The sequence below is a fragment of the Streptomyces canus genome (genome assembly GCF_041435015.1).
In the GTDB taxonomy this organism is placed as follows: domain Bacteria; phylum Actinomycetota; class Actinomycetes; order Streptomycetales; family Streptomycetaceae; genus Streptomyces; species Streptomyces canus_G.
Genome location: NZ_CP107989.1, coordinates 5,325,452 through 5,350,883, shown reverse-complemented (window position 1 = coordinate 5,350,883; position 25,432 = coordinate 5,325,452). Strand labels below are relative to the sequence as shown.

General features: G+C 70.4%; 26 protein-coding genes and 1 tRNA gene. 17 read left to right on the top strand and 10 right to left on the bottom strand.

What is annotated here, in order from left to right:
• The first annotated feature begins 18 nt into the window (after window positions 1-18).
• Window positions 19-669, top strand: a complete 651-nt coding sequence (locus OG841_RS24390; protein ID WP_328639545.1) for an HdeD family acid-resistance protein — start codon at window positions 19-21, stop codon at window positions 667-669.
• A gap of 590 nt (window positions 670-1,259) precedes the next feature.
• Entirely contained in the window at window positions 1,260-1,577 is a 318-nt protein-coding gene (locus tag OG841_RS24385; protein ID WP_371566857.1) for a hypothetical protein, read from the top strand.
• Window positions 1,578-1,767: 190 nt separating this feature from the next.
• Here the strand turns inward: OG841_RS24385 and OG841_RS24380 are convergent, their stop codons facing one another.
• Window positions 1,768-3,375: a helicase HerA-like domain-containing protein gene (locus OG841_RS24380; RefSeq protein ID WP_371566856.1), complete on the bottom strand. Its 1,608-nt coding sequence runs from the start codon at window positions 3,373-3,375 to the stop codon at window positions 1,768-1,770.
• Between the two features lie 104 nt (window positions 3,376-3,479).
• Here OG841_RS24380 and OG841_RS24375 point away from each other — a divergent pair, with 104 nt between their 5' ends.
• Window positions 3,480-3,776, top strand: a complete 297-nt coding sequence (locus tag OG841_RS24375) for a type II toxin-antitoxin system VapB family antitoxin (protein WP_003999914.1) — start codon at window positions 3,480-3,482, stop codon at window positions 3,774-3,776.
• A gap of 99 nt (window positions 3,777-3,875) precedes the next feature.
• On the top strand, window positions 3,876-4,517 hold the full coding sequence (locus OG841_RS24370) for a LytR C-terminal domain-containing protein (protein WP_328639547.1): 642 nt from the start codon (window positions 3,876-3,878) through the stop codon (window positions 4,515-4,517).
• Between the two features lie 493 nt (window positions 4,518-5,010).
• Here OG841_RS24370 and upp read toward each other — a convergent pair whose 3' ends face one another.
• A complete protein-coding gene (upp, locus tag OG841_RS24365; protein ID WP_057609479.1) occupies window positions 5,011-5,646 on the bottom strand; it encodes a uracil phosphoribosyltransferase in 636 nt (211 codons plus the stop codon).
• A 96-nt stretch (window positions 5,647-5,742) separates the two neighbouring features.
• Between upp and OG841_RS24360 the strand changes: the two genes are divergently transcribed.
• From OG841_RS24360 to OG841_RS24325, 8 genes are all read left to right on the top strand, one after another.
• Window positions 5,743-5,925, top strand: a complete 183-nt coding sequence (locus tag OG841_RS24360; RefSeq protein ID WP_062041367.1) for a hypothetical protein — start codon at window positions 5,743-5,745, stop codon at window positions 5,923-5,925.
• Between the two features lie 314 nt (window positions 5,926-6,239).
• Window positions 6,240-6,776, top strand: coding sequence for a tRNA adenosine deaminase-associated protein (locus OG841_RS24355; protein WP_328643585.1), 537 nt, complete (start codon window positions 6,240-6,242; stop codon window positions 6,774-6,776).
• Window positions 6,777-6,823: 47 nt separating this feature from the next.
• Window positions 6,824-7,249 (top strand): tRNA adenosine(34) deaminase TadA, encoded by a 426-nt coding sequence (gene tadA, locus OG841_RS24350; protein WP_328639548.1) that lies wholly within the window; start codon window positions 6,824-6,826, stop codon window positions 7,247-7,249.
• A 45-nt stretch (window positions 7,250-7,294) separates the two neighbouring features.
• Window positions 7,295-7,379 (top strand) — tRNA-Ser (locus tag OG841_RS24345).
• A gap of 107 nt (window positions 7,380-7,486) precedes the next feature.
• Window positions 7,487-7,663, top strand: coding sequence for a hypothetical protein (locus OG841_RS24340; RefSeq protein ID WP_167363004.1), 177 nt, complete (start codon window positions 7,487-7,489; stop codon window positions 7,661-7,663).
• Between the two features lie 19 nt (window positions 7,664-7,682).
• A complete protein-coding gene (locus OG841_RS24335) occupies window positions 7,683-7,976 on the top strand; it encodes a Dabb family protein (protein WP_062041312.1) in 294 nt (97 codons plus the stop codon).
• Between the two features lie 142 nt (window positions 7,977-8,118).
• Window positions 8,119-8,976, top strand: a complete 858-nt coding sequence (locus OG841_RS24330) for an RNA polymerase sigma factor SigF (RefSeq protein ID WP_266562703.1) — start codon at window positions 8,119-8,121, stop codon at window positions 8,974-8,976.
• 313 nt (window positions 8,977-9,289) lie between these two features.
• Window positions 9,290-10,183 carry an RNA polymerase sigma factor SigF gene (locus OG841_RS24325; protein WP_328639566.1) on the top strand — a complete coding sequence of 298 codons (894 nt, stop codon included), beginning with the start codon at window positions 9,290-9,292 and terminating at the stop codon, window positions 10,181-10,183.
• 499 nt (window positions 10,184-10,682) lie between these two features.
• Here the strand turns inward: OG841_RS24325 and OG841_RS24320 are convergent, their stop codons facing one another.
• The gene (locus OG841_RS24320; RefSeq protein ID WP_371566855.1) at window positions 10,683-10,889 is read right to left on the bottom strand and encodes a hypothetical protein; all 207 of its coding nucleotides are present in this window, start codon (window positions 10,887-10,889) and stop codon (window positions 10,683-10,685) included.
• Window positions 10,890-11,084: 195 nt separating this feature from the next.
• Here OG841_RS24320 and OG841_RS24315 point away from each other — a divergent pair, with 195 nt between their 5' ends.
• From OG841_RS24315 to OG841_RS24295, 5 genes are all read left to right on the top strand, one after another.
• Window positions 11,085-11,591, top strand: a complete 507-nt coding sequence (locus tag OG841_RS24315; RefSeq protein WP_328639568.1) for a MarR family winged helix-turn-helix transcriptional regulator — start codon at window positions 11,085-11,087, stop codon at window positions 11,589-11,591.
• Window positions 11,592-11,604: 13 nt separating this feature from the next.
• A complete protein-coding gene (locus tag OG841_RS24310) occupies window positions 11,605-14,130 on the top strand; it encodes an MFS transporter (RefSeq protein WP_371566854.1) in 2,526 nt (841 codons plus the stop codon).
• Between the two features lie 89 nt (window positions 14,131-14,219).
• Window positions 14,220-15,041, top strand: coding sequence for a YceI family protein (locus OG841_RS24305; protein WP_328639570.1), 822 nt, complete (start codon window positions 14,220-14,222; stop codon window positions 15,039-15,041).
• A gap of 34 nt (window positions 15,042-15,075) precedes the next feature.
• Complete coding sequence (locus OG841_RS24300; RefSeq protein WP_328639571.1) at window positions 15,076-15,675, top strand: class I SAM-dependent methyltransferase; 600 nt, start codon at window positions 15,076-15,078, stop codon at window positions 15,673-15,675.
• A 4-nt stretch (window positions 15,676-15,679) separates the two neighbouring features.
• The gene (locus OG841_RS24295; protein ID WP_057609263.1) at window positions 15,680-16,153 is read left to right on the top strand and encodes a PPOX class F420-dependent oxidoreductase; all 474 of its coding nucleotides are present in this window, start codon (window positions 15,680-15,682) and stop codon (window positions 16,151-16,153) included.
• Window positions 16,154-16,173: 20 nt separating this feature from the next.
• Here the strand turns inward: OG841_RS24295 and OG841_RS24290 are convergent, their stop codons facing one another.
• The 7 genes from OG841_RS24290 to OG841_RS24260 form a co-directional block, all read right to left on the bottom strand.
• Entirely contained in the window at window positions 16,174-16,935 is a 762-nt protein-coding gene (locus OG841_RS24290) for a TetR/AcrR family transcriptional regulator (protein ID WP_328639572.1), read from the bottom strand.
• 140 nt (window positions 16,936-17,075) lie between these two features.
• Complete coding sequence (locus OG841_RS24285; protein WP_371566853.1) at window positions 17,076-18,551, bottom strand: MFS transporter; 1,476 nt, start codon at window positions 18,549-18,551, stop codon at window positions 17,076-17,078.
• A gap of 118 nt (window positions 18,552-18,669) precedes the next feature.
• A complete protein-coding gene (locus tag OG841_RS24280) occupies window positions 18,670-20,892 on the bottom strand; it encodes an ArnT family glycosyltransferase (protein ID WP_365116316.1) in 2,223 nt (740 codons plus the stop codon).
• Complete coding sequence (locus tag OG841_RS24275; RefSeq protein ID WP_328639575.1) at window positions 20,892-22,379, bottom strand: bifunctional glycosyltransferase family 2/GtrA family protein; 1,488 nt, start codon at window positions 22,377-22,379, stop codon at window positions 20,892-20,894. Before OG841_RS24275 ends, OG841_RS24280 begins: the two co-directional genes overlap by 1 nt.
• A gap of 14 nt (window positions 22,380-22,393) precedes the next feature.
• On the bottom strand, window positions 22,394-24,049 hold the full coding sequence (locus OG841_RS24270) for a HAMP domain-containing sensor histidine kinase (RefSeq protein ID WP_328639576.1): 1,656 nt from the start codon (window positions 24,047-24,049) through the stop codon (window positions 22,394-22,396).
• Window positions 24,046-24,786 carry a response regulator transcription factor gene (locus OG841_RS24265; RefSeq protein ID WP_179332490.1) on the bottom strand — a complete coding sequence of 247 codons (741 nt, stop codon included), beginning with the start codon at window positions 24,784-24,786 and terminating at the stop codon, window positions 24,046-24,048. Before OG841_RS24265 ends, OG841_RS24270 begins: the two co-directional genes overlap by 4 nt.
• Window positions 24,787-24,930: 144 nt before the next feature.
• A complete protein-coding gene (locus OG841_RS24260) occupies window positions 24,931-25,422 on the bottom strand; it encodes a hypothetical protein (protein WP_266516988.1) in 492 nt (163 codons plus the stop codon).
• Window positions 25,423-25,432 lie beyond the last annotated feature (10 nt).

Genomic DNA, 25,432 nt, shown 5'->3' with positions numbered 1-25,432 from the left:
GCGGTCCCAGCATGGACCATGACCGAGTTCGACGACCGCTTCGACGACCGCAAGGTCCACGCGGGCCGCCCGCCGGGCGTCTCGCCGCACGCACCCGAACCGCCCTTCGAGGGGCCCCTGCACGCCCTCGCGAAGGCCGCCTGGCAGGTCGTCCTGCTCACCGGTGTCGCCTCCCTGGTCCTGGGCGTCCTGGTCCTGGTCTGGCCCGACGCCACTCTGCTCGCGGTCGGTGTCCTCTTCGCCGTCTACCTCCTGATCAGCGGTGTCTTCCAGCTGGTCGCGGCCTTCGGCACCCACACGACGACGGCGCTGCGCGTCCTGGCCTTCATCAGCGGCGCGCTCTCCATCCTCCTGGGCCTGTTCTGTCTGCGCGGCCCGATGCGGTCGATCCTGCTGCTCGCCCTGTGGATCGGCATCGGCTGGCTGATCCGCGGCATCACCCAGGCCCTGGCCGCCGCGTCCGACCGGTCGATGCCGGCCCGCGGCTGGCAGATCTTCCTCGGCGCGCTCACCTTCGCCGCCGGGATCGTCCTGATCGACTCCCCCTTCGAATCGGTCGCCGTACTCACCCTGGTCGGCGGCATCTGGCTGGTCGTCGTCGGCGCCGTGGAGATCATCACCGCGCTCAGCATCCGCACCCGGGCCCGGGAAGTACCGCGCGCGGTGTGACGGCGACGGCAGACCACGGCACGGCATGACCTGCGGCCGCACTGGCGGGGCTGTGGCCGTGGAGGACGGTGGTGGCCGGCGTGCCGAGGATCTGGGTGGCACTCGCCGGTCGCCACGACCGACCTACGAGCCGCCTCGACCGGAGGAACGCCCGCAGCCGACATCACGAATCGCGCGCCTGCCGGGAACCGATGTGTGCCATCCAGCCACCGCCGCACCACCGGCTGCGTGCTGCCGCGACCCGGTGAGCACCGCGACCGATGACGAGCCACATCCACGGACGGCAACCCGCGGGGCGCAACCCCCGACGCCCTCGCCGCACGACCGACAGGCACGCCACCTCGACCGGACGAACCCCACAGCCGACATCACGAACCGCGCGCCGGGCAGGAACCGGGCCACCCAACCGCCGCACCACCAGCATGCGTGCGGCCGCGACCCGGTGAGCCCCCGACCGATGTCGAGCCACACCCGCGGCAACCGCTACGTCCTCGCCCTCCGGACAGGAACCGACGCGCCCGTTGCTGCGACCGGGTGAATCCCGCCGCCGAAGTGATGAATCCCGGGCGCCGGGCGGGGAGACGACCTGTGTGAGTTCCGTACGACGTGCCCCGTGCCGCCATGACTGGCTGCGGACGCTCGTGCTGCTGCTCGCGCTGCTGGTTCCCGGGGCGCATTTCCAGGCGCATGCGATGCCGCCCGTTCCGGCCGGGGAACTCGTCGAGTACGACGTCCTCGACACGCCCCTGCGGCCACCGGCCCGGGCCATCCACCGTACGGCCGTACCCCTGCGCCCCGCTCCGCGACCGGAGACGGCTCCCGGAGTGCCGGCGGACCGTCCCGTCCCGGCGTCGCCGCGGCCGCCGTACGTGCCGCGCGCCCTGCGCTCCGTGGTCCTGCGCTGCTGACAGAGCCCGCTTCCCGCAAGCCTGCTCAGCACTCACGCAAGGAACACCGCCATGCCCAACGACCCGTACGCGATCCTGCGCGCCCTGCTGCGCGCGGAGGCCGCACGCAGCGCGCCGAAACCGCAGAACACGAAGAAGAAGCCGCCGTCAGGAGAGGAGAAGCGCGGCTGATCCTCCGGAGGAGGCGGGGCTACCGCCTCCTCCGGGCCGTACCGAAGAGCGAGCGGGTGATCTCACGCCCGATCTGCGTGCCCAGCGACCGCGTGAGCGACGTGAACATCCCACTGCCGACGACCTGTTCGACGACGGAGGGGTCTTTCCGACGGGACGTGGGCGCGGCCTTCATCTCGTCCGGGCCCTTGGCGCCACGCGAGCTGAGCTGCTCGTACGCCGACTCCCTGTCCACAGCCTGTGCGTAACGCGCGTACAGCGGCGAGGCCTTGACCGCCGAGTCCAGCACACCGGCGTCGACAGGGCCCATCAGGGACTCGGGAGCGCGCAGGCGGGTCGCGGCGACGGGAGTGGGAGCCCCCTTCTCGCTCAGCACCGTCACCACGGCCTCCCCCGTCCCGAGACCGGTGAGCAGCTCCTCCAGGTCGTACGCGGAGTCGGGGAAGGTCTTCACGGTCGCCTTCAACGCCCTTTGGTCGTCGGGGGTGAAGGCCCGCAGCGCGTGCTGGACCCGGTTGCCGAGCTGGGCGAGGACGTCGGCGGGTACGTCCTTCGGGGTCTGCGTGACGAAGAAGACGCCGACCGCTTTCGAGCGAATCAGCCGGACGGTCTGCGTGAGGGACTCGAGGAAGGCCTTCGAGGCCCCGTTGAAGAGCAGATGCGCCTCGTCGAAGAAGAAGACGAGCTTCGGCTTGTCGGCGTCACCGACCTCCGGCAGATCGTGGAACAGATCGGCGAGCAGCCACATCAGGAAGGTCGAGAAGAGCTGCGGCCGGTCCTGTACGGCGGCCAGCTCCAGCACGGACACCAGCCCGCGCCCGTCGTCCTCCGTCCGGAGCAGCTCACCTGTGTCGAACTCCGGCTCCCCGAAGAAGTCGGCCATGCCCTGCGCCTCGAAAGCGGTGAGGGACCTGAGGATCACCCCGGCCGTGGCCGTGCTGAGGCCACCGATGTTCCTCAACTCGGCCTTGCCCTCGTCGGAGGTCAGGAAGGCGACGACGGCCCTGAGATCCTTGAGGTCGACGAGTTCGAGCCCCTTCTGGTCGGCGTAGTGGAAGATCAGGCCGAGGGACTGCTCCTGGGTCTGGTTGAGCTGGAGCACCTTGGACAGCAGCACCGGCCCGAAACTGGTGACGGTGGCCCGGACGGGGATGCCGTGGCCGATGCCGCCGAGGGCGTAGAACTCGGCGGGACACCCGGTGGCGGCCCACGCCTGATGCACTTCCGCAGCCCTGGCCTGCACCTTCTCGTTGCGCACACCCGGCTCGGAGATCCCCGAGACATCGCCCTTGATGTCGGCGAGGAAGACCGGAACCCCCTGGGCCGACAGCTGCTCGGCGATGAGCTGGAGCGTCTTGGTCTTGCCGGTGCCGGTGGCACCGGCGACGAGCCCGTGCCGGTTGAGCATCGGCAGCGGGATCCTGACCTGCGCGTCCGGCAGACAGACGCCGTCCCACAGCAGCGCGCCCAGCTCGAGGGCGGGGCCGGTGAAGGCGTAGCCGGAGGCGATCTTCAGGGCCTCCCGGGGCAGAGCAGCGGAGCCGGACTGTGCCTCCGGCATGGACCGGTCGGTGGTTCCCGCCGCGGCCCCCCTGGCGCCCTCCGGCGGGGTCTTTCGCTCGCTCATGCCAAACCCCTGCTCCCGTTACGCTCCTTTTCGCGGCTTTTTTCCAGCGTCGCACTCGGTCGCCATGGCTGCGCCCGGAAGGTCTTGACCGGTAGGCTTTCCGTGTGATCTTCAAGCGCATCGGAAACGGCCGGCCGTACCCCGACCACGGCCGGGAAAGCACCCGGCAGTGGGCGGACGTCGCACCGCGCCCGGTCCGCCTCGATCAGCTGGTGACGACCAAGGGCCAGCTCGACCTGGAAACCCTGCTCGCCGAGGACTCCACGTTCTACGGCGACCTGTTCGCGCACGTCGTGAAATGGCAGGGCGACCTGTATCTGGAGGACGGGCTGCACCGCGCGGTGCGGGCGGCGCTCCAGCAGCGACAGGTGCTGCACGCGCGCGTGCTCGAACTGGACTGAGTGACCGCGCTGTAAAGGTTTGGCCCTTTCGGGTTCACCTGCGCCGTGGTCAATGATCATCTAGTAGGCATTGCCGTCCGGGCGCACTACGCTGCGCCCATGAGCATGCTGACGCCCCCCGGCATGGGCCGTAAGTACCGGATCACGGGCGACAAGTACCCCCGGATGCGTCGGCGCCGGCGGCGCGGCAGGCTCGTGCTCGGCGTGGTGGCCTCCGTGGCCGCGCTGAGCCTGGTCGGCTGGGGCACGCTCCAGCTCATCGACGTGTTCACGGGCGGCGGGGACGAGGCCTCCGCGGTCGGCTCCAAGGGCGACTGCACGACGAAGGCCGACGCGTCCCCCTCCGCCTCCGCGGCCCCTCTCCCCAAGCCGGGCCAGATCACCGTCAACGTCCTGAACGCCACGGCGCGCGGCGGGCTCGCCAAGAAGACGGCGGACGAGCTGAAGAAGCGGGGCTTCAAGATCGGCGACGTGGGCAACGCGACGGCGACCTACGACAAGAAGGTCAAGGGCACGGGGATACTGCTCGGTCCGTCGTCCGCCCTCAAGACCTCGCTGCCGGTCCTCGCGACACAGCTGGGCTCCGCCGAGACCCGCACGGACACGCGCAAGGGCGCCGAGGTCGACCTGATCATCGGGACGGGCTTCAAGAGCCTGACCAGCAAGGCGGCCGCAGACAAGGCACTGGCCGCCCTGAGCGCACCCGAGCCGACGGCCACGGCGTCGAAGAAGAGCTGCTGAGGTGTCGTAGGGCGGGGCGCCGATGAGGGGGCCGGGTCGGGTTTCCGGGCGGCTGCGGGTGAGTGGGGGCTGATCGCGCAGTTCCCCGCGCCCCTGGGGAGTTGCAGTCACCCGCGCCACGACGGACCGTTCGCCACCCCGCCCGCCACGACGGGACCGCTCACCGCACCGCGCGCCACAACCGACCGATCGCCACCTCGCTCGCCACGACGGGCCGGTAGCCGCGTACGGCGCGCAGGGGACGGGGTGGGGGGTGTCCGCCCGCAGCGGCCGGCGTCCGTTACCGGGCACATCTCAAGGCAGCAGCAACCGCCGGACCGAGGACGGATACCCCCCCCCCCGGCCCCGACCCACCCACCGAACCAGACGCGCTACACCCGCCCCCACCGAAGCCGCACAGGCCGCCGCAGGCATCCAGGGGCGCGGGGAACTGCGCACAACGCCCGCCCCCACCCAACCCGCACAGGCGCCGCAGGCACCCCGCAGGCAACCCCTACTCGGCCGCGCCGTACAGGCGATCTCCCGCGTCGCCGAGGCCCGGGACGATGTAGCCGTGCTCGTTGAGGTGGTCGTCGACCGCGGCCGTGACCACCGTGACCGGAGTCCCCGCCAGCTCGCGCTCCATGATCTCCACACCCTCCGGGGCGGCCAGCAGGACCACCGCCGTCACGTCGTCCGCACCGCGCTTGATCAGCTCACGGATCGCGGCGACCAGGGTGCCACCGGTCGCCAGCATCGGGTCGAGGACGTACACCTGCCGCCCGGAGAGGTCCTCCGGCATGCGCGCGGCGTACGTGGTGGCCTGCAGCGTCTCCTCGTTGCGGATCATGCCGAGGAAACCCACCTCTGCGGTCGGCAGCAGACGGACCATGCCGTCCAGCATGCCGAGCCCGGCACGGAGGATCGGCACGACCAGCGGGCGCGGATACGACAGCTTCACACCGGTCGTGGGGGCGACCGGCGTGCGGATGTCAACCGCCTCGGTGCGCACGTCGCGCGTGGCCTCGTAGGCGAGCAGGGTGACCAGCTCGTCGGCGAGACGACGGAAGGTCGCGGAGTCGGTGCGCTGGTCGCGCAACGCGGTGAGTTTGTGGGCGACCAGAGGATGGTCGACGACGTGGAGACGCATGGCCACAACAGTAGCCGGGTCCACCGCACGCCTCACGCTGGCGTCAAACCGCCCGACCGGGGGAAAGTGGGAGGGACGGACTGGGGTGGTGAACCGATGCCTGACCTGCCTGAGCACGAACCGTCGTCACACGAGACAGACGCCGAGCGCCGGCGCCGTCGCGCGCAGTTCCTGCGCGATCTCGCGGAGGCCAGAGAACTGCGCGACCGGGTACAGCCACGCCGGGCGAAAGTGGCTCGGCTGCGACACGCGATGCGTATGCGGACCTTCCGCTGGTAAGGAAGATCACGCGCCCCGAGCCCGGCGGCGCACCGACGGTGCGCTCGCTGAACAGGTGGCCGTGCGTGGGCCCTTGGGGAAGACGCGTACGATCCCGCTCGTGGCGGCGACGAGTGCGCTGGTGAGTCCTTCACCGACGTGCCGACGCACGTGCGATCAAAACCACCGGACACAGGGTGCCGAAGACGTCCCCTGAACGCCTTGTTTCTGCCACGATTCCGAGTGGGCGGGACTCGGAGCCGAGCTCTCCCCGCCCACAACCTCCGCCGGGGGGACCCCCAACCGGCACGCCTATGACCAGTGGGAGAGTCACGGTGTACTTCGCCGCACTGCTCGCGCGCACCGAAGACGGGTGGGAAGCGAGCGACACAGAGCTCGACGATGTGGAGACCCTGTCGGATCTGGCCGACCTCGCCCGGGAAGCCGCGGCCGAGGACGACACGGTGCTCGTACTGATCGAGCAGGAAGACGCTTGGTTCGGCGTCGTCCGCATCGACGGCGAGGAGGATCCTCGCATCTATGTCTCGGACGCCGCCGCCGCTGCCCGCAGCTCGTACGGCGAGATCCTGCTCACCGACGAACTGCTCGGAAGGGAGCCCGGCGACGACGACCCCGATCTCGACGCCCTCGACCTCGACGGCACCGAGGACGGTGAGGACGAGGACGACGACGACCCCGCCGCCGAGGCGGGCGCCTCCGGAGAGATCGTGCCGCACGGCCCGGTCGGGGACGCCCAGGTCCTCGACGACCTGGGCGTCAGCGAGAAGCAGCTGAAGTCCCTGTCGGAGGACGCCGTCAACGAGATCGCCGAGTCCCTGGGCGCCTCGGAGGTCCTGGAGACCGTCCGCTGACCGGAACCACCGCGGCGGATCCGGTACGTGATCGCTGGCGGACCGCGATGCGGCTCGCCCTGGAGGAGGCCGGCAAGGCGGGCGCGGACGTGCCGGTGGGCGCCGTCGTACTGTCCCCGGACGGTACGACCGTGCTCGCGGCCGGCCACAACGAACGTGAGGCCGGCCGCGATCCGACCGCGCACGCGGAGGTCCTCGCGATCAGGAGGGCGGCGGCGGAGCTCGGCGAGTGGCGGCTGACCGGCTGCACGCTCGTCGTCACGCTGGAGCCCTGCACGATGTGCGCGGGCGCGATCGTCCAGTCCCGGGTGGACCGGGTGGTCTACGGCGCCCGGGACGAGAAGGCGGGCGCGGCCGGTTCCGTGTGGGACGTCGTCCGCGACCGGCGCCTCAACCACCGGCCCGAAGTTATCGAAGGCGTCCTCGCGGAGGAGTGCGCCGGACTCCTCACGGAGTTCTTCCGCGAGCGCTGAATTCCGATTTCAAAGCACGCCCCACCTTGCTGTAAGGTCTCCCTCGGTAGCGTGTCCGAGCGGCCGAAGGAGCTCGCCTCGAAAGCGAGTGTGGCGCAAGTCACCGAGGGTTCAAATCCCTCCGCTACCGCTTGAGAAGGGCCCCGTCGAGAGACGGGGCCCTTCGTGCGTGCTGATCACCCCGGTTACACTCGCGCCCCAGAAGGAACAGACACACCAGAAGCGGGGGAGGCCGCGGTGGCGGTGAACGGAAAGAAGATCGCCGTCTATGTGCTCGTGGTCTTCGTGCTGTATGTGATCATCACGGACCCGGAAAAGGCAGCGGACTACGTGCAGATAGGGTTCGAGGGCATATCGGACGCCGCGAGGGCCGTCGGCGACTTCTTCACCTGGCTGGCCGACGGGGCGCACTGACAGACCCGAAGGAGCGCTCATGATCCGCCATCTCGTCCTCTTCAAGCTCGACGAGGGCGTCGAGCGCGACGACCCACGCGTGGTGGCGGGCGTCGAGGCCTTCCGCGCGCTGGAGGGCAAGATCCCCGAGATCCGCTTCTGGGAGCTGGGCTGGAACCTCAGCGACCGGCCCATCGCCTACGACTTCGCCATCAACTCCGGCTTCGAGGACGCGACCGCGCTGCGGACGTACGTCGAGCACCCGGAGCACCAGGCGGGCGTGGCGCTGTGGAAGGAGTTCGCCACCTGGGTGATCGCGGACTACGCGTACTGAGCCCGAGCACTCCGAAGCCTCCCGCCGGGAACGGTGGGAGGCTTTTCCGTGTCTTCACCCGACTTGCCCCTCAACACGGCGTAACCCAACGTTATGCGGTGCTTGCACACAGTGCACATGTCTTGTGATGCTATGACCGCTTTTGACGGATGGGTTGATCAACGAAGAGGTGGCGTTGACCGTGTCGGCCAGTACCGCGCCTCCCCAGGAGGCCACCCAGGAGGCCGCTCCACGCAGCCGCGGCGCCGACACCCGGGCGCTCACCCAGGTGCTCTTCGGCCAGTTGAAAGAGCTTCAGCCGGGCACACCGGAACACAGCCGGGTACGGACGGCGCTCATCGAGGCCAACCTCCCGCTCGTGCGCTACGCGGCCGCCCGCTTCCGTTCCCGCAACGAGCCGATGGAGGACGTGATCCAGGTCGGCACCATCGGGCTCATCAACGCGATCGACCGCTTCGACCCGGACCGGGGCGTGCAGTTCCCGACCTTCGCGATGCCGACCGTCGTCGGCGAGATCAAGCGGTACTTCCGCGACAACGTCCGCACGGTCCACGTCCCGCGTCGGCTGCACGAGCTGTGGGTGCAGGTCAACGGCGCGACGGAGGACCTGACGACCGCCTTCGGACGGACCCCGACGACCGCCGAGATCGCCGAGCGGCTGCGCATCACCGAGGACGAGGTGCTGTCCTGCATCGAGGCCGGACGGTCGTACCACGCCACCTCGCTCGAGGCGGCCCAGGAGGGCGACGGACTGCCGGGCCTGCTCGACCGGCTCGGCTACGAGGACCCGGCCCTGGACGGCGTGGAGCACCGCGACCTGGTCCGCCATCTGCTGGTCCAACTCCCGGAACGGGAACAGCGAATCCTGCTACTGCGCTACTACAGCAATCTCACCCAGTCGCAAATCAGCGCGGAACTCGGCGTCTCGCAGATGCACGTTTCGAGGCTACTCGCGCGTAGCTTCCAGCGGCTGCGATCCGCCAATCGGATCGACGCATAGCCGATGCATAAGGGGCGCACGGGCGCACGTTCCGGAACGCCGCAGTTCGCAAGCAGTATCGAGGCGTAACCGGCACGAGCGAATCGCTCACCAGCGCCGTTCCTGACACTTCTGTACCGAAAGACCGTCAGACCCCCTTTATCCAGGGCGTATTCGGGTCTCACATGTCGACATGTCACTACAGCGTGTTGCCGACATGTGACATTCTGCCGGAAGCGCGTTTGCCGAGGCTTCGGCTCCGGTATTCAGGTGAAGGCTGACGTTCCACCACGGGGCGTTCGCCACGACCGTCCCGCGACCCAAAGGGGGTGGCATGTCCGCAGATCAGGGCAGCTCGAAGGTGCTTACGCTCACAAAGAGCGAGGCTGAGCCAGTGCTCGACGACATCACGGCCGTCGAGGCGGCACCGGCCCCGGTCCTCCCGGCTCCCCCGACGGTGTCCGGAGCCATCGACACCCGCACCCTGTCCCGCTCCCTCTTCCTGCGGCTCGCCGCACTCGACGAGAACAGCCCGGAGCGCGCCTACGTCCGGGACACCCTCATCGAACTCAACCTCCCGCTGGTGCGCTACGCGGCGGCCCGCTTCCGCTCGCGCAACGAGCCGATGGAGGACATCGTCCAGGTCGGCACCATCGGCCTGATCAAGGCGATCGACCGCTTCGACTGCGAACGCGGCGTGGAGTTCCCGACGTTCGCGATGCCGACCGTCGTGGGCGAGATCAAGCGGTTCTTCCGCGACACCTCGTGGTCGGTGCGCGTCCCGCGCCGGCTCCAGGAGCTGCGGCTGGCGCTCACCAAGGCCAGCGACGAGCTCTCCCAGAAGCTGGACCGCTCCCCGACGGTGGCGGAACTCGCCTCCGTGCTGGGCGTGTCCGAGGAGGACGTCGTCGACGGCCTCGCGGTCGGCAACGCCTACACCGCCTCCTCGCTGGACTCCCCGGCCCCGGAGGACGACGGCGGCGAGGGCTCCCTCGCGGACCGCCTCGGCTACGAGGACACGGCCCTGGAGGGTGTGGAATACCGGGAGTCCCTGAAGCCGCTGCTGGCCAAACTCCCGCCCCGTGAGCGGCAGATCATCATGCTGCGCTTCTTCGCCAACATGACGCAGTCACAGATCGGCGAGGAGGTCGGCATCTCCCAGATGCACGTCTCGCGCCTGCTGACCCGCACACTGGCGCAACTGCGCGAGGGACTCATCTCGGACTGACCTGACCGAACCGGGTGCCGGCAGCTGCGCTGGGCTTGGGCGGGGCGCCTATGGAGGTGCCTCGCCATGCCGTCGGGCGGCTGCGGGTGAGTGGGGGCTGATCGCGCAGTTCCCCGCGCCCCTGGGGAGTTGCAGTCACCCGCACCACAACGGACCGCTCGCCACCCCGCCCGCCCCGGCGGGCCGTTCGCCGCACCGCGCGCCACGATGGGCCGGTAGCCGCGTACGGCGCGCAGGGGACGGGGTGGGGGGTGTCCGCCCGCAGCGGCCCGCGTCCGTTACCGGGCACATCTCACAGCAGCAGCAACCGCCGGACCGAGGACGGACACCCCCCACCCCGGCCCCGACCCACAACACACCCGCATGCGCTACACCCGCCCCCACCGGGCCCGCAGCTGCGCCGCAGGCATCCAGGGGCGCGGGGAACTGCGCACAACGCCCGCCCCCACCCAACCCGCACAGGCGCCGCAGGCACCCCGCAGGCACCCGCAGGCACCCGCTACTTGAGCGCCAGCCAGGCCACCGCCGCGACGATCGCCACTGCGACCACCACGCCGATGATGAGGCCGATGCGCGGGCCGCCCGAAGAGGCGGCGGGAGCCGTCTGCTGCCGGCGGCCCTGCGGGCCCTCGTCCACGAATGCGCGGAACATCTGGGTGCTGCCGGCGGGGTCGTGGTTGCCCTGGGGGACCTGGTTCTCAGCCATGCCCAGAGACCCTAGCGAATCCGGGAGCCGGGCCCAAGTGCGGGGCTCAAGGGCGTAGTACGGCCCCTCACCCGCAGGTTTACGTTCGCAATACTTGCCTTTGCCAAGTTTTTATGCCGCACTCACCCGGTTTCATTTGCCTGTAGCAACCAAGCACATCTATGGTTGCCCTAAGCAACGAATACGGGAGGTGTGATGGCCGAGCAGACGCGCTACGAGGAGCTGATCCGTCAGTTCAGCGCCTTCGGCGCCGTGAAGAGGGAGATCGGGCGGATGATGCCGTCCGAGTGCCCCTCCGGTTCCGCCGCCGTGCTGACCCTGCTCGGGCGCTACGGAGACATGCGCATGAGCAGGCTCTCCGAGCTGCTCGCCGTGGACATGTCCGTGACCAGTCGGCACGTGGCCCACGTCGCCGAGCGCGGCTGGATCGAACGCTCCCCCGACCCGGCGGACAAGCGCTCACGCATCCTGCGGCTGACGCCGGCCGGCCAGGCGCTCCTGGACCAGCTGTCCCGCCGGACCTGCCATCTGCTCGCCGAACGGCTGAGCGACTGGAGCGACGACGAGGTGGCCCAGCTGACCGCGCTGATGGCCCGCCTCCGGGCGAGCTTCGACGACACCCGCGCCCACGGCCCCGAACCACGGCCGCCCGTACCCCCCGTACGCGAACAGATCACCCGTACACCCGCGACCACCCAGTAAGAGAAGGAAGTCCATGGCTACGACCACACCAACCGGTGTGCGGGCTCACGCCAAGCACGGGGGAGGCTCCACCGAGTACGCCCCCATGACGCACCGGCAGATCATGGAGGCCATCTCCGGCCTGCTGCTCGGCATGTTCGTGGCGATCCTGTCGTCCACGATCGTCACCAACGCGCTCCCGCACATCATCAGCGACCTCGGCGGCGGCCAGTCCGCCTACACCTGGGTCGTCACCGCCGCCCTGCTGTCGATGACCGCGGCCACCCCTCTGTGGGGCAAGCTCGCCGACCTGTACAGCAAGAAGGCGCTCGTCCAGATAGCCCTGGTCATCTACGTCCTGGGCTCCGCGGCCGCCGGTCTCTCGCAGAACGCCGGCATGCTGATCGCCTGCCGCGTCGTCCAGGGCATCGGCGTCGGCGGTCTGTCCGCCCTGGCGCAGATCGTCATGGCCGCGATGATCTCCCCGCGTGAGCGTGGCCGTTACTCCGGCTACCTCGGCGCGACCTTCGCCGTCGCCACCGTCGGCGGCCCGCTGCTCGGCGGTGTCATCACCGACACCTCGTGGCTGGGCTGGCGCTGGTGCTTCTACGTCGGCGTCCCCTTCGCCGTCATCGCGCTGATCGTGCTGCAGAAGACCCTGCACCTGCCCGTCGTGAAGCGGGACGTGAAGGTCGACTGGGGCGGCGCGTTCTTCATCGCCGCCGCTGTCTCGCTGCTGCTGGTCTGGGTCACCTTCGCCGGTGACAAGTACGACTGGATCTCCTGGCAGACGTACGCGATGGTCGGCGGTTCGATCGTCCTCGGTCTGATCTTCGTGCTGGTCGAGTCCAAGGTGCGCGAGCCGATCATCCCGCTGCGGCTGTTCAAGAACCGCACGATCACCCTCGCCTCGCTGGCCTCGCTGTTCGTCGGTGTCGCGATGTTCACCGGCACGGTCTTCTTCAGCCAGTACTTCCAGCTGGCCCGCGACAAGTCCCCGACGATGTCCGGCGTCATGACGATCCCGATGATCGGCGGGCTCTTCATCTCCTCCACCGTCTCCGGGCAGTTCATCACCCGCACCGGGCGCTGGAAGGCATGGTTGGTCAGCGGTGGCGTGCTGGTGACGGCCGGCCTGGGCCTGCTGGGCACCATCCGGTACGACACGGCGTACTGGAAGATGTCGATCTTCATGGCCCTGCTGGGTCTCGGCATCGGCATGATGATGCAGAACCTGGTGCTGTGCACGCAGAACCAGGTCGACGCGAGCGACCTCGGCTCGGCCAGCTCGACGGTCACCTTCTTCCGTTCCCTCGGTGGTGCGGTCGGCGTCTCCGCGCTCGGCGCGGTCATGTCCCACCGGATCACGCACTACGTCACGGACGGCATCGCCGCCCTCGACCCCAAGTACCAGGCCGCGCTGTCCGGTTCCGGCTCGTCCACCGACAGCATCCCGGACCTGGGCAAGCTGCCGGCCCCGGTGCGCACCCTCATGGAGAGCGCCTACGGCCACGGCATCGCGGACGTCTTCCTGATCGCCGGTGGCCTCGCGGCCGTCGCGTTCCTGATCACGCTGTTCATCAAGGAGGTTCCGCTGAAGACCAAGGGCGCACTGGCGCAGGCGGCCGGCGAGGACTCGCCCGCAGAGGCCCCCGCGGAAGCTGCGGCTCCGACGGCTGCCGGGCACACGCCCGGCTGGGCCACGGCCACCTCCGACACCGAGACCGCTCCCGACGGCACGCAGCGGCTGTCCGCCGTCGCCACCCTGGCCCGCCCCGAGGAGTCCTCGGCCGGCTCCGGCGGCATCCCGGTCCGCGGCTTCGTGCGCGGCAACGAGAGCGCGCCGGTCCCGCAGGCCGCGGTCACGCTGATCTCGCTCGCGGGACGGCAGCTGGGCCGGTCGGTGACCCAGGCCGACGGTTCCTACGCGGTCGAGGCGCCGAGCGTGGGCTCGTACGTCCTGATCGCTTCCGCCGACGGCTTCCAGCCGCAGGCGTCCACGGTGCTCGTGAACGGCGAGCCGGTGGCCTACGACGTCCTCCTCAGCGGCACCAGCGGGCTGAACGGGCTCGTGCGGGCCGCGCAGAGCGGGGAGCCGGTCAAGGACGCGATGGTGATCGTCACCGATGTGCGGGGCGATCTGCTGGCCACCGGGACCACCGGTGAGCAGGGCGAGTTCGCCTTCGGCGAGCTGGTGCCGGGTGCGGTGACCGTCGCCGTGAACGCCGCCGGGTTCCGGCCGCGCGCACTGCCCGTCGAGGTCGGTGGCACCGGCGTCACCCGTATCGAGGTCGACCTCGACTCGGGGGCCCGCCTCCAGGGTGTCGTACGGGCGCCGCACGGTCCGCTGGCCGACGCGCGGGTCACCCTCGTGGACGCGGCGGGCAGCGTGGTCGGTACCGCCACCACCGGGACGGACGGGGCGTACGCCTTCACCGACCTGGACGGCGGCGAGTACACGGTCATCGCGACGGGCTACCCGCCGCAGGCGACCGCCCTGACGGTGAACGGCCCCGCGGTCGACGGCCACGACATCGAACTCGCCCACCCCGGCGAGTAGTCCACCGACTCCGGCCCGTGGCAGGGAGCGCGCTCCGAGCGGAGGTGCGCGCCCGCCACGGGCCGGTCTTCTTCGAGGAGTTACGTGAAATGGGACTGAGCGCGAGGATCCGGACCCGGGACGGATGGGCCGTGTCGCACGCGGTCGTCACGGTGACCGACATGACCGGGACGCAGGTGCTGCGCGCGGAGGCGGACGCCGAAGGGGCGGTACGGGACGGCACACCGCTGGAGCCGGGGCCGTACACCGTCATCGTCACGGCCGTCGGCTACGCGCCCGCCGCGTCGAGCGCGATCGTCACCGCGAGCGGCCGGGCCGAGGTCGGCACGGTCACACTGGCCCGTATCGGCGGGGCGGAACTTCCGCCGCCGGGGCCCTGGACCGTGGACCCGGCCCACTCCGGCGTGGGCGCGGTCGCCCAGCATCTGGGCATCTCCAGCGTGCACGGCCGCTTCACCGACTTCACGGCGGCGATCGAGGTCGCCCCGGACGACGTGACCAAGTCGCGGGTGGAGGCGGTGATCCGGGCGGCCTCCATCGACACGGGGAACGCGATGCGGGACGAGCACCTGCGGTCGGCGGACTTCCTGGATGTCGAGCGGTACCCGGAGATCACGTACCGGTCCACGGGGCTGGCCGTGGCCGGCACGGACCGGTGGACCGTACGGGGTGAGCTGGCGATGCGTGGTGTCGTACGCCCCGTCGACCTGGACCTCGCGTATCTGGGGACGGGGTCCGATCCCTGGGGCGGGACCCGTGCCGCCTTCCGGGCCACCACCCAGCTTCGGCGGGAGGACTTCGCCATGAACTACAACCAGGTGGTGCAGGCGGGGATCGCGGCGATCGGTACGACGCTGAAGGTCGAGCTCGATGTCCAGGCGGTGCAGGGGGAGTCGCTGCCGCAGGCCTGAGGCCGTTGTCAGTGGCGGGTCGTACCGTTCTGGCATGGAGCGAACCGCGGGGGTGCAGGCCTACTACGCCGAGTCGGCGGAGCGGCTGGGAAGGGTGTACGAGAGCGTCTCCTTCGAGTCGGTGCACGAGGCGCTGCTGGACCTGCTGCCGGAGGCGCCCGCGCGGGCGCTGGACATCGGCGCGGGGACGGGGCGGGACGCGGCGGCGCTGGCCCGGCGCGGGTTCACGGTCGACGCGGTGGAGCCGGTGGCGGAGCTGCGGGACCTGGCCGGGCGGCTGCATCCCGGCAGCGGGGTGACCTGGCGGGCGGGTGCGCTCCCGGGGATACCCGGCCTCCAGGGGCCGTACGACGTCGTCCTGCTGTCCGCGGTGTGGATGCACCTGCGGCCGGAGGAACGGCCCCTCGCCATGGGGCGCCTGGCCGGACTGCTCGCCCCCGGCGGCATCCTGCTGATCACCCTGCGGCGCGGTGAGCCGCCGGTGGACCGGCGGATGTTCGACATCGCGCCGGAGGAGGTCGCCGGGCACGGGACAGGAGCGGGGCTGACGCTGCTGCGGATCGTGGACGAGAAAGCGGACCGACTCGGCCGTGACGCGGTGCACTGGAACGCCGTGGCGCTCCAACTAGGCTGACTCCATGGCACCGAACATTGCGACCAACAAAGCCGTCTCGCTGGACGAGTTGCTGGACTTCGTACGGCCCCGGCACCGGGCGATCCTGCTGACGCGGCGGGGGGACGGGTCACCGCAGGCCTCTCCGTTGACCTGCGGGGTGGACGACTCCGGGCGGATCGTCGTCTCGACATATCCCGAGCGGGCCAAGACGCGGAACGCGAAGCGGGACTCCCAGGTCAGCGTCATCGTGCTGAGCGACGACTGGAACGGACCGTGGGTGCAGGTCGACGGGACCGCGGAGGTCGTCGACTCTCCGGAGTCCGTGGAGCCGTTGGTGGAGTACTACCGGAACATCGCCGGGGAGCATCCCGACTGGGACGAGTACCGGGCGGCGATGGTGAAGCAGGGCAAGTCGATCATTCGGGTGACGCCGGTGCGGTGGGGTCCTGTGGCTACCGGTGGTTTTCCTGAGCGGTTGGCCTCGCCGGACGCCTGAGGGGCCGTGGGCCGGCGCCCCTAAGCGGGTCCGACCATCGCCTCGATTCCCTTGATCAACAGGTCCAGGGCGAACGTGAAGTCCCTGTCCCTCATCTCCTCCACCGTGTCGCCTCCCCTCGCCGTCATGATCTCCTCGTTCTCCTTGAGGATCTCCGCGGCGCCCGGGGCCCGGGTGGCGGTGCTCATGGCGTGGCGGAAGTAGGCCTCCTGGGTCATGCCGGCCTGGGCGGAGCGGGCGATGAAGTGGCCCTCGATGGTGCCGAAGCCGTAGACGAACTGGAAGACGGCGGAGATCGCGCCGGTGATGCCGTGTGCGGGCAGGCCGGTCTTGCGGATGACCCGGTGCACGATCCGGGAGAGCGCCAGGGAGTTGGGGCCGATGTTGAGGAAGGTGCCGGCCAGCGGTGAGACCCAGGGGTGCCGGACCAGCAGGCTCCGGTACTCCTTGGCCACCGTGCGCAGTTGGTCCCGCCAGTCCTCGTCGGCCTCCGGGTCCGGCAGCTCCAGTTCGCCGAAGGTCGCGTCCAGGGCGAGTTCGAGGAGGTCGTCCTTGGTGTCGACGTACCAGTAGACGGACATCGCGGTCACGTTCAGCTCGGCGGCCAGCCGCCGCATGGAGAACTTGGCCAGCCCTTCGGCGTCCAGGAGACGGACCGTCGCCTCGGTGATCCGGTCCCGGTCCAGTCCGGACGGCTGCCCGCCGCCGCGCCCGCTCCGGCGCACCTTGCCCTCCAGCCACACACTGGTCCGACTCGAGGCCTTCTGGCCTGCGTTAGGCATGGCGCACCTTTCGAGTACATCCGTCCACTTGCGAAGATGCTAGGCCTTACCGGGGTGCGAGCCGTATCGATGGCGCTCCGCCGCGTGGGCGCGACCAGCCACGACGGCCGCGCACCGCCGAGGCCCGAAGCCCCGAGCTCCTAAGCTCCCTCTGCCCGCTCAGCCCGCCGCAGCAACACGGCGGCGACCACTCCGCCCAGCAGTACAGCGCCCGCCCCCACCAACTGACTGCTCTCGAGGCCGGAGGCGAACGCCTCGGTGATCCGCGCCCGCTCCTGTGCCGAGCCCGCCTGCGCCAGCGCCGCCGGCAAGGAGGCCGCAGCCACCGAGACCAGCGCCGCGAAGCGGGAGTTCAGCACCGCGCCCAGCACGGCGACCCCCAGCCCCTGCCCGAACTCGGCGAGCGTTCCGTTGATACCTGCGCCCACCCCCGCCTTCTCCGGAGGGATCGCGCTCATGACGGCGTTGGCCATGGCCGGCATCGCGAAGGCGACCCCGGCGCCCATGACGACCAGGCCGGCCAGCATGCCGCCGTACCCGTGACGGCCGAGCACGGCGATCGCCGCGAGGCCCACCGCCAGACAGGTCATGCCGAGGGCGATGGTGAGCGGTGTGCCGGCCCTCGGCAGGAGCTTCGCGCTGACCCCGGTGAGGTTGAGGGCGACGATGGTGAGGGCGAACGGCGCCGTCCGCAGTCCGGCTTGCAGCGGGTCGTATCCGAGGACGAACTGCAGGTGCTGCGTGAGCAGGAAGAGCGAGCCCGCCATGCCGAAGGCGACGAGGATCGCGCCCGCGACGGCCCCGGTGAACCGCTGGTTGCGGAAGAAGTGCAGGTCCAGCATGGGGTACGGGGCGCGCAGTTCCCATACGGCGAACCCGGTCATCACCACGGCTCCGATCGCGGCGGAGGTGAGGGTGGTGGCGGAGGTCCAGCCGTGGTCCGGGCCGGAGATGATCGCGTAGACGAGGCTCGTCATGCCGATCGTGGAGAGCAGTGCGCCGAGCAGGTCGGGGCGGTCGCCCTGCGGGTTCTTGGACTCGGGCACCAGGGCCAGGACGGCCACCAGGCCGATGGCCGCGACCGGAATGTTGACGAGGAAGATCGCGCCCCACCAGAAGTGGTCGAGCATCACACCGCCGAGCAGTGGTCCTACGGCGAAGCCGAGCGAGTTGACGGTCGCCCAGAGGCCGATCGCCTTCACGCGTTCGCTGTCGTCGAAGATCTGGACCACGACGGCGAGCGTCGTGGTGACGAGGAGCGCGCCGCCGACGCCCATGCCCGCGCGGGCCGCGATCAGCTGTTCGCTGGTGCTGGCGAGACCGGCCACCAGGGAGCCGACGCCGAACAGGGCCAGGCCCGCCATCAGCATTTTCTTGCGTCCGTAGCGGTCGGCGGCGCTGCCCGCGGTGAGCAGCAGACCGGACTGCACCAGCGAATACGCGTTGATCATCCACTGGATGTCGGAGGTGGCCGCGCCCAGTTCCCGGGTGAGCGAGGGGATCGCGACGTTCAGGACGGTGTTGTCGAGCAGCACGGTCAGCTGCGCGAGACAGATGACGCCGAGTATCAGCCAGCGCTGGGGATGGCCCTGGGAGACGGTGACGGGAGCGGACATGCCATACACCGTAGAACAGTTCCCATACGCTGTACAACAAACTTTCCGGTCACGCGGACATGACGAAGGGGCGGCGACCCACGCGGTCACCGCCCCTGTGCCCCGATCCGGTCCTACGTCAGCCGCTCGCCTTCTGGGTGAGGTCGTAGAAGGTGGCCGAACCGACCGTCACCTTCTTGAAGTTGGCCTCGACCCACGAGGTGATCTGCGAGGACGTACCGCTGCTGCTGCCGCCCATGCCGCCGCCGGAGCCGCTGGAGATGAAGTAGTGGATCTTTCCGTCCGCCACGTACTCCTTGAACTGGGCCGGCGTCGGGGACGGGTCGGTACCGTTGAAGCCGCCGATCGCCATGACGGACTCGTCGGTGGCCAGCTGGTAGCTCGCGGCGTTCTGGGCGCCGATCGCGGCCGCCGCCCAGGTGTAGTCGTCCGCGTCGGCCTTCACCAGCTTCTTGGCCTCGGCGGAGACGGTCGCACCGTTGAGCAGGCCGCCGACACCGCCGCCACCACCCATGCCGCCGCCGTCACCCATGGCGCCGCCGGGCATGCCGCCCTGCTGGTTCTGCGTGGTGCCGTTGCCCTGGGTGTTGCCGTTCTGTCCGGGCATCCCGCCGCCGAAGCCGCCGGTACCGCCCGTGCCGCCGCCGGGGAAGCCCTGGCCCTGGCCGCCCTGGCCCTGGGTGGTGCCGTTGCCGTTCCGGGTCTGGCCGCCCGGGCCGCCGGTGCCGCCGCCGAAGCCGCCGCGCCCGCCGCCACCGGGACCGCCGCCCATCATGCTCGCGCCCGCGGGACCGGCCGTCGGGATGGAGCCGGTGTGCGCGGAGCTCACCGTGCTCAGCGTGTACGCCGTCGGACCGGCCAGCGCGGCCACGATGCCCAGGGCGGCGGCACCGAGCGCCAGCTGCCGGCCGAGCCTGGCCACGAAGATCAGGCCGAGCGCGGCGACCAGGCCGCCGGTCAGGACCAGCCACTTCAGCCAGGGCAGGTAGTCGGGGGTGCGGTTGAGGAGGACGTACCCCCAGGCCGAGGCCGCCACGACGGAGGCCGCGAGGGTGAGCGAGGCCCACATCTCGGCGCGCTTCTCCCACAGGATCCCGGCGCCCATGCCGACCACGGCGGCGATGTAGGGAGCGAGGGCGATCGTGTAGTACTGGTGGAAGATGCCCGCCATGTAGCTGAAGACCACCAGGGTGATCAGCAGCGAGCCGCCCCAGACGAGGAACGAACCGCGGGTCACCGACGTCCTCTTGAGCCTGCGCGTCGCCACCAGGCCCGCGACCAGCAGGATCAGCGCGGCCGGCAGCAGCCACGAGATCTGGCCGCCGATCTCGGAGTTGAACATCCGGTCCCAGCCGGTCTCACCCCACTGGCCGGTGCCGCCGGCGCCGCCACCGCCGCCGACACTGCCGGTCTCCTCGCCGTTCAGACGGCCGAGGCCGTTGTAGCCGAAGGTCAGCTCGAGGAACGAGTTGTTCTGCGAGCCGCCGATGTAGGGGCGGGAGGAGGCGGGCCACAGCTCGACGATCGCCACCCACCAGCCGCCGGAGACGATCAGGGCACCGGTCGCGGCGGCCAGCTGACCGAAGCGCTTCTTCAGGGAGACCGGCGCGCAGACCGCGTACACGATCGCCAGCGACGGCAGGATCAGGAAGGCCTGGAGGGTCTTCGCGAGGAACGCGAAGCCGATCGCGACACCCGCCCACACCAGCCACTTCGTCTTGCCGTCCTCGATGGCCCGGACGACGAAGTAGCAGGCCAGCGCCATCAGCAGGGCCAGCATGGCGTCCGGGTTGTTGAACCGGAACATCAGCGCCGCGACGGGGGTGAGCGCGAGCACGGCGCCCGCGATCAGACCGGCCCCGGGGCTGAACCGGCGGCGCACGGACGCGTAGACGACGGCGACCGTGCCGACGCCCATGAGGACCTCGGGGCCGAGGATCGTCCACGCGTTCAGGCCGAAGATCCTGGCCGCGATCTCCATCGGCCACAGGAAGGCCGAGGGCTTGTCGACGGTGATGGCGTTGCCCGCGTCCAGCGAGCCGAAGAACATCGCCTTCCAGCTCTTCGTGCCGGCCTGGACGGCCGCCGAATAGAAGGAGTTGGCGTAGCCGGACGCGCTCAGGTTGAAGAAGTAGAGCGCCGCGGTGGCGAGCAGCAGACCCCAGAAGGCCGGGCGTGCCCAGCGCGGGTCCTCCGGGCGGCCGCGCCACAGTCTCCGTACGAGGGGCTGCTGGGGTTCGCCGGACTCAGGGGCCGGGGCAGCGACCGGCGCCTCGGGGGCCGTCGCCGCCGGACCCCACCCGGAACCCTGCTGGGTCGGAAGGTCGGTCTGCGTGGTCATCAGGAGTTCCTCGGGTCGGTGTCGGTCGGGCGCACCGGCTGCACCTGCACGGTGGCGTCCCTCCAGGAGCGCTGCTCCGCGGCTTCACCGGCGCGGAACTCGGTTGTCCCGTACGGCGACTGCGGCGCCGTGGCGTACGGGTGGTGCGGGGTGGGGCGCTGGGGCAGCGGCGCGTACGCCTGCTGGGTGGCGTAGGCCGGCGAGGACGGGGTGTGGCCGGCCACCACCGTGGTGCGGGGCTGGTCGTCGTCGCGGTCGGGGAAGACCCAGGCCCTGAAGAGCAGGAAGCGCAGCACGGTCGCCGCGAGGTTGGCGGCGATCAGCACCGCCAGCTCGGTGGAGTGCGCGGGGTCGCTGCTGGCCGCGTTGAGCGCGGCGAGCGAGCCACTGGTCAGCGCGAGGCCGATACCGAAGACGACCAGGCCCTGCGCCTGGTGCCGGACGGCGCCGCCCCGCCCGCGCACCCCGAAGGTCAGGCGCCGGTTGGCGGCGGTGTTGGCGACCGCGGAGACCAGCAGGGCCAGCGCGTTGGCGATCTGGGAGCCGCCGAACTGGCGGAAGGCGCTGTAGAGCACCAGGTAGAAGAGGGTCGACAGACCGCCGACGACACAGAACCCGACGAGCTGGCGGGCCAGCCCCTTGGGCACGTCCTGGATCTCGCGGTCGCGCGGGTCGTCGCCGAACGGCCGGGCGACCCGGTCCAGCGGCAGCGATCCGCCCGCCAGGGCCTTGCCCACCCGCCACACCCCCTTGAGGTCCTCGGTCGCCGTCTTCACGATGTGCACGGTGGAGTCGGGGTCGTCGACCCAGTCGACGGGCACTTCGTGGATACGCAGGCCCGCGCGCTCGGCGATGACCAGCATCTCGGTGTCGAAGAACCATCCGGTGTCCTCGACGAGCGGCAGCAGGACCTGCGCCACGTCACGCCGGATCGCCTTGAAGCCGCACTGCGCGTCGGAGAAACGGGCCTGGAGCGAGCCGCGCAGGATGAGGTTGTAGGCGCGGCTGATGAACTCGCGCTTGGGGCCGCGTACGACCCGGGAGCTGCGGGCGAGCCGGGAGCCGATCGCCAGGTCGGAGTGGCCCGAGATCAGCGGGGCCACCAGTGGCAGCAGGGCGTTCAGGTCGGTGGACAGGTCCACGTCCATGTACGCGAGGATCGGGGCGTCGGAGGCGGACCAGACGGTCCGAAGGGCCCGGCCGCGGCCCTTCTGCTCCAGCCGGAAGGCCTTGACCTCCGGGATCTCCGCCTCCAGCCGCTGCGACACCAGGGGAGTGGTGTCCGTCGACGCGTTGTCCGCGATGGTGATGCGGAACGCGTACGGAAACGTGCGCTTGAGGTGCTCGTGCAGTCTCAGCACACACGGCTGGAGGTCCTTCTCCTCGTTGTAGACGGGGATCACTACGTCCAGGACAGGCGTACCGGCGTCGCCGGCCGGGAGGTGCTCCCGCGCCGGCAGGGTGCCGGGAGAAGAGTCGGTTCGCATGGGAACGACTCTGGTCAAGCCCCCTGTTGCACCCATATGGCGGCGCTGTGCTGTGCCTGTGAGTGCGATTGCCAGTTCGTTTCGGGCGCCGGACGCGGGGTCACGGGACCGAGAGCGGGCAGGTGCATCGTGAACACGGTGCGCCCGGGAACGCTGTCCACGGTCACGGCGCCGCCGTGCGCGGTCGCGACGGCCTCCACGATGGCGAGGCCGAGACCCGTCGAGCCGGAGGCACGCGAGCGCGAGGAGTCCCCGCGAGCGAACCGTTCGAAGACGTGCGGGAGCAGCTCGGACGGGATGCCCTGGCCGTTGTCCTCGACGTCCACGCACATCCAGGGGCCGCGCCGCTGGATCCGCGCCGTGACGGTCGTGCCCTCCGGGGTGTGTTTGCGGGCGTTGCCGAGCAGGTTGATGAGCACCTGCTGGAGACGGGCCGCGTCACCGGAGACGAGGGCGGGTTCGTCGGGCAGGTCCAGGCGCCAGTTGTGGTCCATGCCGGCCGCTCGGGCGTCACTGATGGTGTCCACGACGAGCGGGATGAGGTCGGTCTGCTCGAACTGCAGCGGCCGCCCGGCGTCCAGGCGCGCGAGCAGCAGCAGGTCCTCCACGAGCAGCGTCATACGGCCCGCCTCGGACTCGATACGGCCCAGGGCGTGCCGGGTGTCGGGGCCGACCTCTTCTCTGCCGCGTCTGGTGAGCTCGGCGTACCCGCGGATGGAGGCGAGCGGGGTCCGCAGCTCGTGACTGGCGTCGGCCACGAACTGGCGCACCCGCATCTCGCTCTGCTGGCGTGCGTGCAGGGCGCCGTGGACGTGGTCCAGCATGCGGTTGAGCGCGGAGCCGACCTGTCCGACCTCGGTGTGCGGATCGCACTCCGCCTCGGGGACCCGCTCGCTGAGGTTGACCTCGCCGGTGTGGAGCGGGAGTTCGGAGACCCGGGTGGCGGTGTTGGCGACCCTGCGGAGGGGGCGGGTGGCGAGCCCGACCAGGACGTACCCGGCGATGACGGCCGCGCCGAGACCGGCGGCGGTGACGCTGATCTCCACGAGGATCAGGGTGTCGATGGTGGCGTCGACGTCCTTGGTGGGGAGGGCGACGTAATAGGCGGAGGTCTCGTTGCTGGAGTACCGGACGAGATAGTCACCGAGGCCGGGCAGCTCCACCTTGTGCTGCTTGGTGTCCTTGGGGACGGTGTTCAGCACCTTGATCTGGGCGGCCGTGAGGCTCTCGGCGGCCATCCCGAAGTTCTGGTCGGAGCCGGACTTCACCCCGCGCTTGGCGTCGCTGATCTGGCCCTTCTCCACCTTGGCCGCGATCGTGCCGTCCGGCCCCGGCCCGATGACGAACTTGGCGGGGGTGTTCTGCTGGTTGCCCTGCGCGACGGGCCGGCCGTTCTTGTCGACGCCGTTGCCGGTGCCGCCGTTGCTGCCATTCCCGAATTTCCCGGGCGGGAAGTCGCGCGGCGCCGCCCGTGACGAGGCCTCGTTCAGCTTGCCGCTCAGTTGGTCGTACAGATGTGACCGCAACGCCAGCGTGGTCACCGTGCCGATCACCGAGCAGACCACGGCGATCAGCACCACCGACGCGACGACGAGCCGTGTCCGCAGCGTGCGCGGCTTGCCTGCTCGCCCTGCTCGCTTCTGCGCCCGCGGCCGTCGTCGTCCGCTCATGACGCGGCGGGCTTGATCAGATAGCCGGCTCCGCGCCGGGTGTGGATCATCGGCTCACGTCCCGCGTCTATCTTCCGGCGCAGGTAGGAGATGTAGAGCTCGACGACGTTGGCCTGGCCGCCGAAGTCGTACGACCACACGCGGTCGAGGATCTGCGCCTTGCTGAGCACCCGCCGGGGGTTGCGCATGAGGAAGCGCAGCAGTTCGAACTCGGTCGCGGTGAGGTGGATGTTCTCTCCGGCGCGCGAGACCTCGTGGCTGTCCTCGTCGAGGGTGAGGTCACCGACGACCAGCACGGAGTCGCTGCGGCGGTCGGCGGCACCCGACCGGCGGATGAGCCCACGCAGCCGGGCCACGACCTCTTCGAGGCTGAACGGCTTGGTGACGTAGTCGTCGCCACCGGCGGTGAGCCCGGCGATGCGGTCCTCGACGGCGTCCTTCGCGGTCAGGAACAGCACCGGCACGTCCGGCAGCTCACGCCGAAGCCGCCCGAGGACGGCCAGTCCGTCCATGTCGGGAAGCATCATGTCGAGAACGACGGCGTCGGGCCGGAACTCCCGCGCGGTCTGAACGGCACCCTGGCCGTCTCCCGCACTCCGGATCTGCCATCCCTCATAGCGAAGGGCCATGGACAGCAGTTCGGTGATCGACAGCTCGTCGTCCACCACAAGCACTCGGACGGGGCTCCCGTCCGGCCTCAGCAGTTCGGTGCGCCCCTGGGGCGAGGTCGTGGTCATGGTGAACACCATGTCGGGGCCCCCTGAGAGCACCCTTTCGGCTATCTGTGATTTCCCTGAGAAACGCACAGGCGGCTCTCAGGGAACCCCTGGGGAATCCCTTGTTCGACGGGCGGGGAGGCACCCGCTCGAGACTCCGGACCTCTACCGGACCGGCCCCTGCTCGTCCACATGAACCGTCGGCGCTCCGAGGAACACCTCGGCGCCGACCGGGCCGTAGGCGATGTTGAAGGTGTCCAGCCAGTACGACCAGTCCCGCAACCCGACGGCACTGCTGAAGCGGTAGTTGAGCCGCCACCGCACCCACTGTCCGGGCTCGAGCCGCACGCCCGGACGCCGCCGCGGCCGGGGCGGCACCCCGAACATCGGTCTCACCCTGGGCAGGACCCGCAACCGCCCGTCGGCCTCACGGAGTTGGACGTCGACACCTCTGAGGTTGTCGCCCTGGTGGTCGTGCGGCACGAAGTCGTCCCGCTCGTCCATCCGGACCGCGTGGACGAACGGCTCTCCGTCGCGCCCCACCGCGGACGGCGGCAGAACGAAGCCGACCGGAGCCGCGTTCCTCCTGGTCGCGGCCTCGCCGCCACGGGACTGCTTCGTCCACGACGTGCGGATCCACTGCACGGTGACGTCCATCCCCGGCCCT